Source organism: Halanaerobium saccharolyticum (genome assembly GCF_004362045.1).
In the GTDB taxonomy this organism is placed as follows: Bacteria; Bacillota; Halanaerobiia; order Halanaerobiales; family Halanaerobiaceae; genus Halanaerobium; species Halanaerobium saccharolyticum_C.
Genome location: NZ_SNWX01000014.1, coordinates 1 through 17,698 on the forward strand (window position 1 = coordinate 1; position 17,698 = coordinate 17,698).

16 protein-coding genes are annotated in these 17,698 nt (G+C 35.7%); all 16 read right to left on the reverse strand.

Going from position 1 to position 17,698, the window contains the following annotated elements; translation table 11 throughout:
- Positions 1-316: 316 nt before the first annotated feature.
- Complete coding sequence (locus tag DFR79_RS09295) at positions 317-1,171, reverse strand: BglG family transcription antiterminator (protein WP_133515232.1); 855 nt, start codon at positions 1,169-1,171, stop codon at positions 317-319.
- Between the two features lie 280 nt (positions 1,172-1,451).
- Complete coding sequence (locus DFR79_RS09300; protein ID WP_133515233.1) at positions 1,452-2,252, reverse strand: ABC transporter ATP-binding protein; 801 nt, start codon at positions 2,250-2,252, stop codon at positions 1,452-1,454.
- Positions 2,253-2,265: 13 nt separating this feature from the next.
- Entirely contained in the window at positions 2,266-3,276 is a 1,011-nt protein-coding gene (locus DFR79_RS09305; protein WP_243727756.1) for a FecCD family ABC transporter permease, read from the reverse strand.
- The gene (locus DFR79_RS09310; protein WP_133515235.1) at positions 3,269-4,285 is read right to left on the reverse strand and encodes a FecCD family ABC transporter permease; all 1,017 of its coding nucleotides are present in this window, start codon (positions 4,283-4,285) and stop codon (positions 3,269-3,271) included. Before DFR79_RS09310 ends, DFR79_RS09305 begins: the two co-directional genes overlap by 8 nt.
- Before the next feature lie 5 nt (positions 4,286-4,290).
- Positions 4,291-5,220: an ABC transporter substrate-binding protein gene (locus DFR79_RS09315; protein ID WP_133515236.1), complete on the reverse strand. Its 930-nt coding sequence runs from the start codon at positions 5,218-5,220 to the stop codon at positions 4,291-4,293.
- Positions 5,221-5,351: 131 nt separating this feature from the next.
- Positions 5,352-6,059 (reverse strand): DNA alkylation repair protein, encoded by a 708-nt coding sequence (locus DFR79_RS09320; protein WP_133515237.1) that lies wholly within the window; start codon positions 6,057-6,059, stop codon positions 5,352-5,354.
- 33 nt (positions 6,060-6,092) lie between these two features.
- Positions 6,093-6,509 (reverse strand): secondary thiamine-phosphate synthase enzyme YjbQ, encoded by a 417-nt coding sequence (locus DFR79_RS09325; protein WP_133515238.1) that lies wholly within the window; start codon positions 6,507-6,509, stop codon positions 6,093-6,095.
- Positions 6,510-6,579: 70 nt separating this feature from the next.
- Positions 6,580-7,833 (reverse strand): GntP family permease, encoded by a 1,254-nt coding sequence (locus DFR79_RS09330; protein ID WP_133515239.1) that lies wholly within the window; start codon positions 7,831-7,833, stop codon positions 6,580-6,582.
- 2 nt (positions 7,834-7,835) lie between these two features.
- Entirely contained in the window at positions 7,836-9,059 is a 1,224-nt protein-coding gene (locus DFR79_RS09335; RefSeq protein ID WP_243727757.1) for a cation:proton antiporter, read from the reverse strand.
- Between the two features lie 334 nt (positions 9,060-9,393).
- Complete coding sequence (locus tag DFR79_RS09340) at positions 9,394-12,165, reverse strand: response regulator (RefSeq protein WP_133515240.1); 2,772 nt, start codon at positions 12,163-12,165, stop codon at positions 9,394-9,396.
- A gap of 13 nt (positions 12,166-12,178) precedes the next feature.
- The gene (locus DFR79_RS09345) at positions 12,179-12,484 is read right to left on the reverse strand and encodes an Hpt domain-containing protein (RefSeq protein WP_133515241.1); all 306 of its coding nucleotides are present in this window, start codon (positions 12,482-12,484) and stop codon (positions 12,179-12,181) included.
- Between the two features lie 46 nt (positions 12,485-12,530).
- On the reverse strand, positions 12,531-13,529 hold the full coding sequence (locus tag DFR79_RS09350) for a GGDEF domain-containing response regulator (protein WP_243727758.1): 999 nt from the start codon (positions 13,527-13,529) through the stop codon (positions 12,531-12,533).
- A gap of 36 nt (positions 13,530-13,565) precedes the next feature.
- Entirely contained in the window at positions 13,566-14,963 is a 1,398-nt protein-coding gene (locus DFR79_RS09355) for a glycosyltransferase family 2 protein (RefSeq protein ID WP_208107523.1), read from the reverse strand.
- The gene (locus tag DFR79_RS09360) at positions 14,956-15,906 is read right to left on the reverse strand and encodes a HEAT repeat domain-containing protein (protein ID WP_166638022.1); all 951 of its coding nucleotides are present in this window, start codon (positions 15,904-15,906) and stop codon (positions 14,956-14,958) included. Before DFR79_RS09360 ends, DFR79_RS09355 begins: the two co-directional genes overlap by 8 nt.
- A gap of 142 nt (positions 15,907-16,048) precedes the next feature.
- Positions 16,049-16,423, reverse strand: coding sequence for a response regulator transcription factor (locus tag DFR79_RS09365; RefSeq protein ID WP_133515244.1), 375 nt, complete (start codon positions 16,421-16,423; stop codon positions 16,049-16,051).
- Between the two features lie 20 nt (positions 16,424-16,443).
- Entirely contained in the window at positions 16,444-17,613 is a 1,170-nt protein-coding gene (locus tag DFR79_RS09370) for a hypothetical protein (RefSeq protein ID WP_133515245.1), read from the reverse strand.
- Positions 17,614-17,698 lie beyond the last annotated feature (85 nt).

A 17,698-nucleotide genomic window follows, 5' to 3' on the forward strand; every position in this document is an offset into this window, starting at 1 on the left:
TTCCTTCAGATTCCACCTCGCGATGGACACCCTTGTCTTCAGCTAGCGGTTGGCACTATTAACCCCCACATCAGACTTTCACTGATTAGCAAATATTCATGCCAGGCAAACTATAATAATTACAGTTTAGCTGTAATTTTATTTTTACAAATTCTTTATGCAATAGAAAAGCCGAAGAGAATCTACTACTCCCGTGGATCAGTAATAGTTTCTCTTCGGCTCTTGCCTGATTTAACAGTAACATGCCTCAGCGAATATTCTTTTATTATTATTCAATAAATATCTATTTTGATAATTTGATCTTTATAAAAAACCTCTAATTAAAATCTCTCTTTAACCGGTGCAGATGTAAGGCCAGATAACCTTTCTCATCCTCTGGAACCTGATAATCAAATCTTGATTCAATTATTGCGGCCAGTTTGCCGGCAATTTCGTATGTTTCTTTAAAATCTTTCTTTATATTCTCTAACAGTGGATTAGTATTGTTTTCTCGACTTTCAATTCTCTCCAGTGCAAAGCGAAGATGATTTACCAGCCGGGCATAGTTTAAACTATCATATTCCAGTTCTGCCCCCAGCTCCTCTTCAACTTTTGCCACCAGATTTTTGATTATAGAAGTGTTTTTTACAGTTCTGGAAACCTCACTGTTATTTATGGCTCCATGAATGTGAAAAGCAATAAATCCAATTTCACCCTCAGGAATTGAAATTTCAAAACGTTTTTCTAAAATTCGAACAGCCTTTTTGGCCAGCTGATACTCTCTTTTATAAAGAGTTCGGGTCTCAACTAAGAAGGGATTAATAATTTCTAGACCCTCTTTTATCCGCTTTAAAGTAAAGGCTATGTGGTCAGTTAAGCCAATCCTGATATACTGATTTATATCCTCATCCAGCTCCTGATTAACCATTGTTATTATCTCTTCAGTTGCCTGAATAATTTTGCTGTCAACCTCTTCTAATAACTGAAAATAGTTGTTCCGCTTATCTCCTTTTAAAGGCACAAATTCTTTTTTGATCTGATAATCATCCTTAGTAAAGATATCTCCTTTTTTGCTGGAAAATCCGATCCCGGTTGCAATAAGAATAAATTCCTGTTCTTCTGTATTTTTTTCTGCTAGAATCACATTGTTATTAAATATTTTTTTAACCTTATACTTTTCTCTAACAGACATCTGATTCCTCCTAAAATGTAGCCAATCGCATTTTAAAGCAACAAAAAGAAAAATCTAGAAAAAAATATAAAGTCCTCGCCCAAAATGAATATAGATCGCTGAGGAACTTATACTTTCTCCTAGATTATGCCTGATTTAACAGTAACACTCTCTTTTCTTGATTGAGTTTTTATAATTGTAACACTATTTTTCTAACTTTTCAAGCATTTTAAATAAAATTTTTCTAAAAAGAGAATTTCAAAGCTGCTGAAATTCACCAGCAGCCTTGCAGTCTTAAAGTTTAAACAACCCGGCTCAGCTTACTCTTCCCGGTTGGAATACAGAGAGGAGTTCCAAATACAGGATCGGAGACAATCTGACAGCTTAAATCAAAAACTTCTTTAATTACCTGTTCATCAATTATTTCTTCCGGTTTTCCTTCCGCAAAAATTCCCTTATCTTTAACCGCTACAATGTGATCAGCATAGCGGCAGGCCAGATTGAGATCATGTAAGACCATAATTATTGTGCGCTGGCCTTTTTGATTTAGCTCATACAATAAATCAAGTAAATCCACCTGATGAGAGAGGTCAAGATAGGTAGTCGGTTCATCAAGTAAAATTGTATCTGTATCCTGAGCTAAAATCATTGCCAGCCAGGCCCGCTGTCTCTGCCCACCGGATAAAGAACTCAAATCACGCTCTGCCAGTTCTTCCATACCAGTATCAGTTAAAGCTTTTTCTACAATTTCTTTATCTTCCTGTGACAGCTTCTGATACCATTTTTGATAGGGATATCTACCCTGCTCCACCAATTTGCGGACAGTTATTCCTTCTGGAATAGTAGAGCTCTGAGGTAAAAAGGCCATTTCCTTTGCTACTTCTTTTGTAGAAAGCTGATTAATATTTTTTCCATTAAGCTGGACTAAGCCAGCGGCAGGTTTTAAAAGCCGGGCCATCGAATTTAAAAGTGTTGATTTTCCAGAACCATTAGCACCAATAAAGATAGTTATTTTCCCTTCCGGTATTTTGAGATCCAGATCATCAATTATCGTTTCTTCTCCATAGGCAAGTGAAAGATTTTTAGTTTCTAAAATACTCAAAGTCCTACCTCCTTTAAAAGTTATTGCGATTTCTGTACAGCAAATAAATAAAAAACGGAGCTCCGATACCGGAAACAAAGACTCCTGCCGGTAAATCGAGCGGTAAAAAAGCTGTTCTGGCAATTAAATCTGCTGCCATCATAATCATTCCGCCGGTTAGAGCAGAAATTATAATTAAATTTGAATATGATTTTCCACTTATACGGCGGGCCATATGAGGTGCTATCAAGCCGATAAAGGAAACTCCACCGGCATAGGCCACAGCTGATCCGGCCAGCGCCACACTAATTGTCATCAGTAAAAATCTATTAAGCTGAATATTTAAACCAAGACTTGCTGCCACCTTATCACCTAAAGCCAGCAGGTTTAAACTCTTATAAAAAGCAAAAGCCAGAGGAATAAATACTGCGACCCAGGGCAGAAACTGAAAAAGTTCATCCCAGTTTGTACCATAAATACTTCCTGTCAGCCAGACATAGGACTGAACTGTAGTGCTGATCGGACTGAAGACAATGATCATCGTCACCAGAGCATCAACCGCTGCTGCTATTCCAATCCCGATCAGAACCAGTCTGATTGAAGTTACACCCTTCTGCCAGGCTAAAAAATAAATTAAAAATGAGATTACTGCAGCTCCTGCAATTGCGGCAAAGGGGAGGCCGGCTATTCCAAACTTACTGCTAAAAAAACTGAGATAGATTATTGCTCCGGCTGAAGCACCACCTGTAATCCCAATAATATCGGGGGAAGCCAGTGGATTTTTAATATTTGCCTGTAAAATAAGGCCGGAAACTGATAAAGCTGCTCCAACCAGAAAAGCCATTAAGGTTCGCGGCAGCCGTAAAATATTAATTGTAAAATTATATTCTCCCTGATCCAGCTGCAAAAAATGTTTAACAACAGCCGCAGGAGAAATATAACTGCTGCCAGAAGACAGAGACAAAATGAAAATCAGCAGAGTTAAAGCCAGCATTGTCAAAATCACTAAAAGTTCTTTTGATATTATTTTTGAGTCATTAATCATTAACTTTAAACCCCCGCCTGACAATATACACAAAAAATGGTGCTCCCATAAAAGCTGTCATGACTCCAATTGGAACCTCCTGCGGCATAATTACAATTCTGGCAATAATATCTGCAAAAAGAAGCAGTGCCGCTCCCAGAATAAAAGAATAGATAATCAGCCAGTGGTAATTGCTGCCGACAAAAAAGCGGCCAATATGAGGCACAATCAAACCGATAAAAGAAATTGCCCCTGCGGCAGCAGCTGAGCTGCCAGCCAGAATAACAATGCTCAGACCCAGTAAAAGCTTAATAATTATTGTCTTCTGACCAAGTCCAGCTGCCATTTCCTCTCCGATTAATAAAATATTGATATCTTTAGCCAGAATTAGAGAGAGAATTACTGCAGCTAAAATAAAGGGAAGCAGAGGCAGTATCATTTCCAGATCTCTACCTGCAGTTGAGCCCGACAGCCAGAATAAGACACTTTCTAAACTTTCTTGATTGATCACAAGTATTCCCTGAGTAAAAGAATGAAAAAGTGCAGTTACTGCGGCTCCTGCCAGGATCATCTTCAAAGAAGATAAGCCATTTCTACCAAGAGAAGCAATAAAATAAACTAAAAGTCCAGCTGCCATTGAACCAGTAAAGGCAAGCCAGATCCTAATAGTCATTGAACTGACCCCAAAAAAGGCTGCTGCAATCACCAGTAAGAAAACTGCACCTGAGTTAAGTCCAAAAATTCCGGGAGCAGCCAGTTGGTTTGCAGTCAGAGCCTGCATTAAAGCACCTGCTACAGCCAGACTCCCACCTGCAGCCAGGGCAATTACTGTTCTGCTTAAGCGGCTGGAGCGAATAATCAAATGCCTGGTAGACTCCTGATCATAGTTGAAAACAGCCTGGTAAACACTGCTGACAGAAATAAAGTGCTGTCCGACAGCCAGGCTTAAAATAATAAACAAAAGCAAAATGCCCATCAGCAGTAATAATATATTAAGTTTTGCTTTTTGGTCTCGCAGAATATATTTCATTAAATCTATTCTTCCAGATTAAAATGTTCGTATAATTGATCTAACATAATGTGAGCTGACTCAATTCCTCCGGCCATATTCCAGGCAACCTGGTCAACTTTAAATACCTGATCATTTTTAACAGCATCAAGATTCTGCCAGAGCGGGTGTTCTGTCCATTCCTGATAGGTGTTTTTTGCTGCCTGATCATCTCTCATAAAGATAAAGAAAGCATCAGCATTCATTTCCGTAATACTTTCTTTAGAAGTTAGCTTTACTCCCCAGATATCCTGTTTGTGTTTTTCCGGTCTCTCAAAACCAAGTTCATTTAAAATCCTACCGGCATATCCACTATAATAGATGCGGGCATGATCAGCTCTAAAATTTAACACAGCAACTTCGATTGGCCACTTATCTCCCATTTTAGCTGCAATTTTTTCTCTAAAATCTGCTGCTCTTTGATCCCAATTAGCTAAAACTTCTGCAGCTTTTTTCTCTCTACCTGCAGCCTCACCGATTAATTTAACAGTTTCTCGATAACGAAAAACAGTTTCTTCCATTACTGTGGGGGCAATCTGAGAAAGTAAATTATAAATGTCCTCATGTCTCATTTTGGAAGCAATAATTAAATCTGGATTTAATTTATTTATTTCTTCCAGATTTGGCTGAGTCTCCAGACCAACCTGATCGACCTGGCTTAAATCATCTCTTAAATATTTATAGACAGGTTTTTCCACCCAGGACTCAACAATTCCAACTGGAGTTATGCCCAGTGCAGCTGCAGCATCATTTGCCCCCTGATAAAGGGTAACAATTCTCTGCGGTGTACCTTCTATCTCGGTTTTACCCACTGCATGTTCTATAACTCTTGTTTCTGCCATCACTGAAAAACTAAAAACAACCGTCAAAATTAATGCTAATGAAAATAATGATATGTATTTCTTTTTATTTAACAAAATAAACCCTCCTAAATTTTAGTTGAGACTGATTATCAAGCTCAGTCAATGATTATTATAACTAAACCTATTTATTTTGTCAAGATTAACGTTAAAAAAATCACCTTATCTCAAAGGTGATTGATAATAGACTATTTGTTTTTTCTAACTACCTTTAGTGCCTCTCTTTCTGACAGGGCTGATAGTTGATGAGTGTTGGTAAATTTAACAACTGCTATCGGTTCAGTCTTGGAATATTCTCTTAATGCCCAGCCGATTGCCTTTTGAATAAAAAATTCATCTATCTCTTTTAGCTCTTCGATTATATCAAATAAAAGCTGGGCATCCGTTTCCTCTTTATAACCCAGCTGAAATAATAAAGCTGTCCGCTGCAGCCAGATATTATCTGAGTCAAGCCATTCTCTTATTTTCTCATCTCTTTTTTGAGGGAAAAGCATAAAATATTCCCCCACCAGTTTTTTGGCTATATGGTCAACTGTATCCCACCAGGATTTATTGGTGATCATATACTCAAAAAGATTTATAATATCTTCTGTATATTCATTTTCATATTTTAAAATTAATTCCTGAGCAAAGTACTGAAATTCTCTTTCTGGCAGCTGCCATAGTTTTTTTACGGCCGTTTCGAGTTGGCTATAATCTGGTCTGTTTTTCTGCCGCATATATTTTCTTAAAATCTTACGTCTCTCAGCTGCCCGCAGTCCGTAAAAAGTAAATTGACCCCTCATATAGCTGGCCATTCCTTCTGCTTTTTCGGGGTCTGCCTGCCCGGCCAGACTGCTGCGAATTTGCTCCAGATATTTCTCAAGTTTCACTTTTTTAACTTCTTCTTTTTCCATAATATCATTCCGTCCTATAGTTATATTAAAATTTTATTCTCCAATAATCTTGACCAGGACTCTTTTTTCCCGCTGACCGTCAAATTCTCCGTAAAAAATCTGCTCCCAGGGACCAAAATCAAGTTTGCCTTCTGTAACAGCAACTACAACCTCTCGACCCATGATCTGCCTTTTTAGATGGGCATCTGCATTTTCTTCAAAACCATTGTGAGCATACTGCGAAATTGGTTCATGAGGAGCCAGTTCTTCCAGCCATTCTTTATAATCCTGATGTAAACCACTTTCGTCATCATTAATAAATACACTGGCAGTAATATGCATTGCATTTACCAGACATAATCCCTCCTGAATTCCACTTTCATTTAAAACCTTTCGCACCTGATTGGTAATATTAATCAGCTCAACTCTCTCATCTGTGTTGAAATATAAGTACTTGCGAATTGTCTTCATTTAGCTCACTCCTCTGTTTTTGTTTTTTGGTACTATATTTTTTAGGTATCTGGTACCTAACGTATGGTATTTAAAAAATAATAGTAAATAATACTGCCACACTAAAAGAAAGCAGTGGTGCCAGGACAGTAACCATAAAATAATCAAAATAGGTGTCTTTAAATTTAAGCCCGGTATAGGCCAGCATTGCCAGATAGGCACTGTTATGAGGCAGAGTATCAAGCCCCGTTGAGGCAATGATTACAATTCTATGTAATTTTTGGGGATCCACCAGCTGCACAATATTTTCTCCCACAGTACTCAAAGTTAACAGCATTCCACCTGAAGCACTGCCCAGTAGTCCTGCAGCTATATTTGTAATGATCCCCACCAGCAGATAGGGATTTAAGGGTAAATTTAATAGAGTCTGCAGGAAATCTTTAAAAACAGGCAGCGAAGAAATCACCTGCCCAAATCCCATCGCAGAAGCAGCAAACATCAGCGGTAAGACAGCATTTGAAATACTCTCATTCAAAATTTCCAGCAGATTAACTTTCCGAAAGTTTTTAATAATTGAAAGTACAACTCCCAGCAAAAGAGCAACAACCGGTGGTCTGGACAGAACCGCCAGAAAAATAAAGACAGTCAGCAGCGGCAGCATAGCTGTCAAAAAGTTGAGCAGTTTTGATAATTCCGGTTTCTTTAAAATGCTGTCCTTAAAGTTATTTTTACTCTCAGCCAGCAGTGATTTGCTCCTGTATCTTAAATAAATAATTGCAGCTGCTGCTCCAACTGAAATACTTACTAAACCTAAACTGAGACCGGCCAGAGCGGAGGTGTTTAAATAATCCATCATTATTAAATTATGAACCTGGGGACTCCCCGGTAAAGATAGACCAACTATTACATTTCCGCCGGCTATTGAGGCTAAAATAAGGGATTTGGATAATCCCGCTTCCTCAAATACAGCCTTAGCTATTGGATAAATGGTAAAAATCAGAACAAATGCTGAAATACCTCCAATTGATAAAAGCACACTGGCAAAAAAGATGCCTACTGCCGCATATCTATGGGAGAGGACATCCAGCACAAATTCGCCAATAAAAGTAGCATCATCTGACTCTTCCATAATTTTACCCAGCAGGGCACTTAAGAGAAAAATAAATAAATAATCCTGCACAAAACCTGCAAATCCGGGTAGATACTGGCTGTTTAGTATTTCCAGTATGTTTAAGTTATTTAAGTATAAAATTACAGTTGAGGCTAAAGGTGCTGCCACAACTATGCTCACCTTGATGATTATCAAGGTGATTAAAATTATAAAACCGATTGTAATACTTAACAATATTATTCTCCCTTCAAAAAACTCCAGCTATCTTGTGATTTCATCTCATCTGATCTAATCAAAGCATATTCTGTTGCCAGTGAACCAAAGATTTCTGTAAAAATTGAAGTAAACAGGATTACATTTAAAATCAGCATAGAAATATTCGCAACATCACCCTGGATATGGATAAAATCCTTTTGAATTATAAACGCCAGATCTATTGTAATTCCGATCTGTGGTATTAAACCCAGTCCAATATAATCTTCCACATGTTTAGGGGCTGATGACAGTTTTGCTCCCAGATGAGCTCCTCCAACCTTACCAATAATCCTCATAAGTGTGTAGGCAAAAGCGATAATTAAAAAGCTTTTATTAAACAAATTGCTGATATCTATCTTCGTTCCGGCAAGAATAAAAAATGTGGCCAGTAAAGGTACAGTAAGAATATCTATTTTGTCTGAAACATTCAGTCTTCTTTTAGGTATATTTCTGTAAACAAAACCAACAGTCAGATTAGCAAACAAAGGAGAAATATGTAAAAAAACTGCTGCTGCAGTAGCACCAATTATTGTTGCCAGAATTAATAATATTTTTCGGCTTTCTGAATCACATTTGATCATTAAATGCTGCGAAATATAACCTATCACAAATCCCAGCAAAATTGCCGCAGAAACTCTAACTAACGGTTCAATCAACATATTGGTTATAGTTAATTCCACTTCCGGAGAGGCCAGAATATATGATAAAGGTTCCATAAAAGAGAAAATCAATAAGGCCAGAAATTCATCTAAAGCAAGAACCACCATTAAGGTCGCCGAAAATTCGCCCGGGATACCATATTCTTTTAAAACCATTACTGTGGCTGCCGGAGCTGTTGCTGTGGCGATGGTTCCAAATAAAATTGCCACAAAAAGTTCTTTCCCCAGTAAAAGCATTATTCCTGAGACTAAAATAAAAGCCCCAATTGATTCAAAAATAACGATCAGGGTTAATTCGAATTCTAATTGTTTTAGAATTTTGATGTATAAAGATGTTCCTATCCCAAATGAAATAAAAGATACGGCCAGAACAGTAATAAAGTTCAGGGTATTCAGTAAGTAGCTGTGCCAGGCTAAGAATTCTTTCGGTAAAAAAGAAAAGTTTCTAACTACACTCTGACTGAAGACTGTGCCTAAAAGTATATATCCAACTACACTGGGAATTCTAAACTTATCAGTTATTGTCTTAATAATAAAAGCTGCCAAAAAGAGAAGTCCAATTAAATAAATAAGTTTATGGCTTTTATGATTAAGCAGCATCCAGTGCTGTAAATTATTTAAACTACCCAGTACATCATAATTATTAATCTTTATCGCCCCCAATTCCAGAAAATTTATTTATAAATGTTAAATTACTGTTTTGATTATAGCATAAAGTTGCCACCTCTGAACACCCCTATTTTGATATTAAAACAGAAAAACCCGCCTCCCGGCAGGTTTTTAAAACTTTGATAGGAAAATATATAACCTAAAGAGTAATAATCTCATACCCCTCTTCAATATAAGCTTCCATGGAAGGGTGTCCGCTCATATCTCCCTTTTAAATATATTTATCTATCATCTCATACAATTTACCCTTTTTAATTGGCTTAGTCAAATGATCATCAAATCCCTCACTCAAAGCTCTCTCTCTATCAGAATCTAAAGCATAAGCTGTTAAAGCAATTACTGTAGTTTTAGAAAATCCTTCTTCTGTTTCCCACTCTCTAATCTTATTGACAGCCTGATAGCCGTTCATTTCCGGCATCTGTATGTCCATTAAAACAAGATCATAGCTGTTATTTTTAAATTTTTCTATACCTTCAAGTCCATCTTCTGCCATTTCAAGTAAATAATCTTTTTTTTGTAAAAAGGCTTTGATTAAAAAGCGATTATCCGGATTATCCTCTACAACTAATATTTTTTTATCTCTATTAGCAGTTGGATCAGAAACTTCTTTTTCAGGCTCAGGTCCACCAATCTTAATACCGTTATTTTCTTCTTTTTTATGAATCCGTCCAGCCGCCTTTTCAAGCAAAGTAAACAGTTCTTTTTTTCTAATTGGTTTCATCATATAATCATCAATAAAATCTTTGTTAGTTTCCAGATATTTGTTTTCAAAATCTGAAGAAATAATAATTATCTGTAAATTTTCTAGATCAAATTTCTCTCTAATTTCTTCCGCCGTTTCTAGACCATTTTTTTTAGGCATAAAGTTATCCATTAAAATAATTTGATAAGGATCACCAATTTCTATGCTTTCTGACATAGATTTCACTGCTTCTTCGCCACTCATGACAGTACTAACTTCTGCCCCTTTTTCAGCCAGTATTTCTTCTAGAATAAAAATATTGGTTGGATTATCATCTACAGTTAGTATTTTCAAGTCACTAAACTGCTGCGATTTAGTTTCTGTTTGCTCACTTTTTTCACTCACTAATTCAAATGGCAGAGAAAAATAAAAAGTACTCCCCAGCTCTGGACTGCTTTTCAGCCAGATTTCTCCCCCCATTAATTCTACTAACTGTTTTGAAATAGTAAGGCCAAGACCTGTGCCACCATATTTACGAGTGCTGGAAGCATCTGCCTGAGTGAAACTATTAAATATATTTTTTTGTTTTTCTTCTGCTATCCCAATACCGGTATCTTTAACTGCGAAAATGACCTTTTTCTTCCCCTGTTCGGAAAAATCAGTATCAATTCTCAAATCTAAAAAGATCTGACCGCTTTCAGTAAACTTAACAGCATTGCCCAGTAAATTAATTAAAATCTGTCTTAAACGCTCTGGATCACCGACTACACATTCAGGCACCTCAGAAGAAATTCTCAAAGGCATTTCTAATCCCTTTTTATAGGCTCTAACCGAAATCATCTCTGCAACATTTTCCACTGTACTGACTAAATTAAATTCCTTCTTTTCAATTTCTACTTTACCCGCTTCGATTTTGGAAAGATCAAGAATATCATTAATTAAAGTTAACAAGCTTTCGCCAGCATTCTGAAAAATATTAACGTATTTTTTTTGCTGTTCACTTAAATCTGTGTCCTGCAGCAGTTCTGCCATTCCAATTATCGAATTCATCGGAGTTCTAATCTCATGACTCATCGTTGATAAAAATTCTGATTTAGCTTTCGAAGCCTCTCTTGCTTTATCCCGAGCCTGTTCTAACTCAATGTTTTTTAACTTCAATTCTTTAGAGTATTCTTCTAATTTATTTAAAGCTTCTACTTTTTCTGAGATATCAACATATACAATTTGAATCAAGTCGCTTCCATCTAAATTAATAGTACTCGCTTTTATTAAAACATCAATTATTGAGCCATCTTTTTTCTTGTGTTTGGTTTCAAATTTTAACTTACCGCCTGCTTTAATTTTTCTTAATTTATTACGGATTTCAGCTTGATCTGCTAAGGCCTCATAGTCCTCTATTCTAAGTTCAGCAAATTCTTCTTTTGTATAACCAAGCATTTCACAGACAGTATTATTAAACTCAACAGCTTTTGCTGTTTCCGGATCAACTAAAGCTAAACCAAATAATGACTCATCAAAGATCTTTTTAAATTTCTTTTCGTATTTTTTTCTTTCAGTAATATCATAATTAACACCTATTACTTCAGTTGCCTGACCCTGATCATCTAAAACTGGTCTTCCAAAAGCTTTGATATATTTAAGCTTACCAGATTCTGTTTTTATTCTAAATTCATGATTAAAAATTTCGTTGTTTTCTACTGCCTGCTTAAATTTATGGGAAGTTTCTTCTCTATCTTTGTAATAAATATGTTCAGTCCAGCTCTTATATGAATAACCATCATCAGCCTCTATCTCATAAATTTCAAGCATATATTTATCCCAAATTAACTCATCAGTTTCTAAGTCTAACTTCCAGACACCTATCTGGGCAGCGCTTGTAGCCAGTTTATATCTTCTGCTTAGTTCTTTCTTTTCTTCCTCTAACTTTTTTCTCTCTGATATATTGCGAGCACTACCTACAATATGGGTAACTTCTCCGTTTTCGATAACAGGGCTCAACTTAGTTGACCATACTTTTTTACCACCGGGTAAATCTAAAACTTCCTCATAAGTAACAGTTTCTTTTTTATTCAGGCATTTTTGATAGCGTTCTTTTACAAGATTACCAAGCTCTGGCCCCAGAATTTCCACCGGTGTTTTCCCTGCAATTTCTTCAGTTTTTAAACCTGTTAAGTTTTCATGGGTCGGATTTAATTTAAGAAAACGAAAGTCTTTATTTTCATCTACTTCCATTATAAAGAGTGCATCCTGAGTATTATTAAATACAATTTCATATTCTTTTTCTAAATTAAATTCAGACAAAATATCCACCCCCTTATTGATCTTCATAGATAATTTCTATATTATCTAAATAATTTTTCAGTTCGCTGATTAAATTTTTAATCTCCTCTTTATTTTTTGCTTCGGCATTTTTTTCAATCTTGCTTCCGATTTCTGTCAGATAATCAAAACCATAACCCCCACCAGAACCCTTCAGGCTGTGACCGATAATTATAATCTGATCAAACTCTGATTCCTGCAGTAATTTTTTTAATCTCTGGATATCCTCTTCTCTGTTTTCCAGAAACTGTGGGATTAAAAATTCAAGATCCGGGTCAATGTAAACTTTATTTTTGGACATTTTTAACAACCCCTATTTTATCTTATTATGAATTAATTTTAACTTTTTATTCAAAACTTTTATATACGACCTGATTTTTACCATTTTCTTTAGCCTGATATAATGCCTGATCTGCTTTTTCGATCAAAGTTTTAATCATTTCCTGATTAACATCTTTTTCCGCTTTAATACTGCTGACTCCCAGACTGACAGTAACATAATCAGAAACAGCAGAGTTTTGATGTTCTAACTTTAAATTCATAATCCCTTTTCTAATATCTTCCGCAATTTTTAGTGCCCCATCTTTAGCTGTATCTGGAAGAATAACAGCAAATTCTTCTCCACCATAACGGGCAGCAAAATCAGCTGCTCTTTTAGTTTTCTTATCTAAAACAGATGCTACCTCTTTTAAACATTGATCACCCTGCTGATGCCCATAGGTATCATTGTATTCTTTAAAATTGTCAATATCGATCATAATTAAAGCCAAATCACTATTTTTTCTCCTGGCTCTTTTCAATTCTTTTTTGATAGTTTTGTCAAATAAACGTCTATTGGAAATCCCGGTTAATCCATCCACTAAGGCTATCTTCTCCAGTTTCTGATTTGCTTTTTTAAGTTCTTCTGAGAGCTGAAGCAGTTCTTTTTCTCTTTCGATTCTGGCTTTAGTTTCTTTTCGCAGTCTGATTGCAGAATTAACCCGGGCCATAAATTCTATTTTTATAATCGGCTTTTTTAAATAATCCATTGCTCCTGCTGCAAAAGCCTCTTTTAGATATTCTAATTCTTTTTGGGCAGTTATCATAATCACTGGAACTTCCTGATAGGCGGGATGCCTTTTTATTTTTCTGCAGATTTCAATCCCATTTTCCTCTCCTAAAATAATATCCAGAATTATTAAATCAACCACCGGTTCAGTTTTAAGGCCATTAAGCTTTAAAAATTCGTAGGTTTTTTGAGCTGTATCTGTAAAATGAATTTTCTCAACTTCCAATTTTTTTAAATAATTTTCCAGCAGCATTCTCATATCCTGATCATCATCAACAACTAAAATGTTTATTTCCATCACCTTTTCTCTAAATTTTAAACAACATTAATTACTTTAAAAATTCTTTCGTTTCTGGGTACCCCAGCTTTCCTTTTTTAAAATAAGGTCAATTATTCCCCGCAGCCTCCAGTACGTATGCAGCTGTTTATAGCCCAGATTTTCTAAAAAAGCATATAAAATCAAACTCAGCTTATCACTTAATTTATCATATTTATGAAAAGTCATTTCTTCAAAAAGCAAAGAAATTATAGACAGCAGGATCCCCATTAAGACAGCCGTAATAAAAAAGAGAACTGCCACCGGGGTTATACCTGACTGCAGAAAGATAGTTAAAATTATTGCCAGATAGCCAAGTGTTTCGATCACCGGTCCTAAAAACTCCACAAAAAAGTAAAAGGGATAGGTAAATAGGCCAAGCAAGCCATAATCCTTATTAAAAAATAATTCTTTATTCATCAACAGACTCTGCCCCAATCCCCGCTGCCATCTCCGGCGCTGATTAGAAAGAGTCTGGATATCCTCCGGCACCTGAGTCCAGCAGACTGGATCCGGAAAAAAGACAACTCTGTATTCTCGCCTGGTTTTTTTCATCATTCTATTTAACTTAAGTACTAACTCCATATCTTCTCCAACTGTGTCTGTACTGTAACCACCAGCATTAATTAAATGCTTGCGCTTAAAAACCCCGAAGGCACCGGAAATAATGAGCAGACTATTTAAAGCAGCCCAGCCAACCCGACCAAATAAAAAAGCCCGCAGATATTCTAAAACCTGCATCCTGACCAGTGGTTTTTTAGCAAGTCTAACTTTTGTTACCTGACCCCCTCTGATCTCACAATCATTGGCAACTCTAATAGTTCCGCCTGCAGCAATAACCCGCCAGTCCCGGGCAAAAGGCTCTACAATTTTCAGGAGGGCATGATCATCGATTAAAGAATCTGCATCGACATTGCAGACCAGAGGAAACTGTGCGATATTAATTCCTGCATTTAAAGCATCAGCTTTACCACCATTTTCTTTATCTACTACCACCAGGTTAGGATAATCAGCTGAATCATAAACTTCTTTTACCAGCTGAGTTTCTAAATCTTTTCTATAACTTCGACTTGAAATAACTAGATTAAATTTATCTTTTAATTCTTCAATAGTATTATCTTTGGAGCCATCATTAACGACCACCACTTCATATTCAGGATACTGCAGAGAAAGAATAGAAGTTATATTATCTACAACAGTTAACTCCTCGTTATAAGCGGGAATGATAATAGAAACAGGTTTGTAAAATTCACTCTGAAATTTATTTTCAAACTCGACTGTCTCTCTAGCACTCCAGTACTTTCTGATTGAAAAAAATGCTTTGATATTTAAAAACAAATAAGTTCCATTAACCAGGAAGAAATAAATTACAGCAAAATAATCAAACACCAGTAAGAAAAAATAAAAATTATCCACTATCTGCCTCACCAACCTTCAAATCGCCAGCCTGATCCAGAATATATCTTCCCATTTCATAACCCGGCTCTTTGTTTTTAATAATTTCAATTAAAAGATCTTTTTTACCCAGTTCAAAAATAGCCAGAGCCGAATAATATCGGACCCACCAGTTTTGATCACTGAGCAATTTTTTTAAATCCGAAAGATAATTGCTCTCCTTAATTTCTGCCAGGTAACGAGCAGCCTGGCTTCTTACCACCCAACTTTTATGATTTAAAAATGGGCTCAGGTCTTTATCAATTGGATATTCGATTTTAACCAGTGCTTTAAAAATATGAATTAATACTTCTTCATTGAAATCTGCTTCTAAGGTGGGAACCATAACTTCGACTCCAGGTATAAAGCGAAAATATCCAAAAATATCAAAAAACAGAGACAGACTCTGATATTCAGGAACTTCTAAAATTTCTGTTAAGTTGTTTTCCGCTCGATAGTTTATTTCTAAAAACTCTTTAATCTGATAACAGCTCTCTTCTCCAAAGCGAATTAAAATTTCTGTTAAAGCTTCAAAAGTAAAACTGTTCTCGTTTAAAACCGTTTTTAAAACTGGAAAGAACAATTCCTGTTCTCCAATATCAGCAATAGCCCAGATACTGGCGGTCATCAAACTTTTATCCTCAGAATTTAAATATTCTTTTAATAAAGGCAGTGCTCTTTTTTCCCTAACCTTACCCAGAAAAGCTGCTGCTTTTATTTTTTCTTCGCGATTTCCTTTTTTTAGTTTTAACAAAAAGAAATCAATCATCTTATTTTTCTGGACCAGCTGCCGCAATTTTTCAAAATTATCCCCTTTTAAATTTTTGAGGTATGGTTTTAAAAAATCATATAAATATAAATAACTGTCATTCATTACAGACGCTGTCTTTTCTAGACTTAAATCATTATTTAAATACTGAAACAAAACAGCTTCCCATTTTTCTTTTTTTTGCTCAAAAATCTTATTCCTTCTTTTATAGAGCAAGTGGTAAATAATAATAATTAAAACAATTGTTAAAATAAATAAAATAAGCCCGCCCGAAAGATAATATAGGTATCTCAGCATATCAATTAGCCAGCATTTTCTTGAGCCTGAGCAGCAGCTCATCAGGCCGAAATGGTTTGGTGACATATTCATCAGCACCGGCATTTAAAGCCTTAAGAATATCTTCTTCCTGACTTTTGGCAGAAAGAACTAATACCGGCAGCTTAATCTCTGCTTCTCGAATTCTTTTCAAAACCTGCATCCCATCTAAAACCGGCAGCATCAAGTCAAGAACTAAGGCATCATAACTATCAGCCTTTATTTCGGCTAAAACCTTATCTCCCTCTTCAATAACTTTAATTATATAATCCTCTTTTTCAAATTTATAAGCTATCAATCTCGAAATAGAAGCATCATCTTCAGCAATTAAAATTTTATCTGTTTTTTCAGCATCCATAATACTCACCACCAGCTTAATTATTTTAAATCCATGCGAAAGTCTAAATTAGATGTTTTTTGATCATTAAACCATAAATTAAAGTTACTTAAATCAAATTTATCACCAGAAAACAGATCGGAAAACTCAAACCCTACTTTAAAAACATATTCTCCTCCCTGATAGTGGCTTAAAGCAAGATTTAGAAGATAATTATCTCTTGGATAATATAAATCAAGATGCTGCGAAAAATCTGCTGTCCAGCCATCAGAATAACGCCGGGAAGTATTTTTTAAAACCATGATAGTTTGCTCAAATTTATGCTCATATTCTAACTCCAATGTTTGATATTCTGGATTAACATTATCCTCTATAAAATTATAGTTAAGCCCCAAGCGGTTTCTGGGATTGATTAAATAATCAAAATTATTATTTAACTCATATTCATCTCTGCTGCCGCCGCTATAGTAAACAAATTCTGAACTTAAACAGGTTTTATCAGGAATAATGGGTTTGTCTAACTCTATTTCTGAGCTGAAAATAAAATTTGACTCATTTTTAAAATAATTGACTCCTGCTTCAGTATCAAAATTAAGTCCATCTCTAAACGGCTTTTCTAAACCAAATCTTAATTCCAGATCTTCTTTTTCAGCCTCCGAATAAACAGCTTTTCCTTCAAGATAAAAAGCCAGTTTAAGCTTATTGTTAATTCTTTTAAGATTTTCTTTATATTGAGCTGATAACTCCGGGGTTTCCGCTTTTGTAATCGCCTCTTTTATCAGTTTTTTTGCTTTAAAGTGATTATCCTGCCACTCTGCATGTCGGGATAAAAGAGCTGTCCTCTCTGAAGAATACTCAATATTTTGTGCTCTCTCTATAATATCTTCGGCTTTAATAAATTCTCTCTGCCAGCCATAAATTCTACCCAGCTGATTATAAACATCCAGACGTCCTGGATTTGATTCAACCAACCCCAGTAATAATGCTTCTGCCTCCTGATATTTCTCCTGCCAGCTTAAGAGAAGTGCTTTATAAAATTTAAGATCAGGATCTAATTCCAATTGACTCTGGTTTAAAATATCTAAGGCCTCTTCTGTCCTACCCTGGTTGATTAAATTCTGAATTTCCACCAGCCTGGGTTCAGCGGCTAATATAACACTAGAAACTATAAATAATAATAAAAGAGTTAAAATTATTGATTTTTTTAACATTTATTAGGACCACCTCTGATTGCAGCGTATAAATTGATTTCTGCAGCTAATAATTAATCTACACAAAAAACACCTGGGTGATAAT

Coding starts and splice junctions, on each gene's coding strand:
- DFR79_RS09295 (WP_133515232.1), bottom strand. CDS start 1,171: ATGTCTGTTAGAGAAAAGTATAAGGTTAAAAAAATATTTAATAACAAT.
- DFR79_RS09305 (WP_243727756.1), bottom strand. CDS start 3,276: ATGATTAATGACTCAAAAATAATATCAAAAGAACTTTTAGTGATTTTG.
- DFR79_RS09310 (WP_133515235.1), bottom strand. CDS start 4,285: ATGAAATATATTCTGCGAGACCAAAAAGCAAAACTTAATATATTATTA.
- DFR79_RS09320 (WP_133515237.1), bottom strand. CDS start 6,059: ATGGAAAAAGAAGAAGTTAAAAAAGTGAAACTTGAGAAATATCTGGAG.
- DFR79_RS09325 (WP_133515238.1), bottom strand. CDS start 6,509: ATGAAGACAATTCGCAAGTACTTATATTTCAACACAGATGAGAGAGTT.
- DFR79_RS09345 (WP_133515241.1), bottom strand. CDS start 12,484: ATGTCCAAAAATAAAGTTTACATTGACCCGGATCTTGAATTTTTAATC.
- DFR79_RS09350 (WP_243727758.1), bottom strand. CDS start 13,529: ATGGAAATAAACATTTTAGTTGTTGATGATGATCAGGATATGAGAATG.
- DFR79_RS09365 (WP_133515244.1), bottom strand. CDS start 16,423: ATGGATGCTGAAAAAACAGATAAAATTTTAATTGCTGAAGATGATGCT.
- DFR79_RS09370 (WP_133515245.1), bottom strand. CDS start 17,613: ATGTTAAAAAAATCAATAATTTTAACTCTTTTATTATTATTTATAGTT.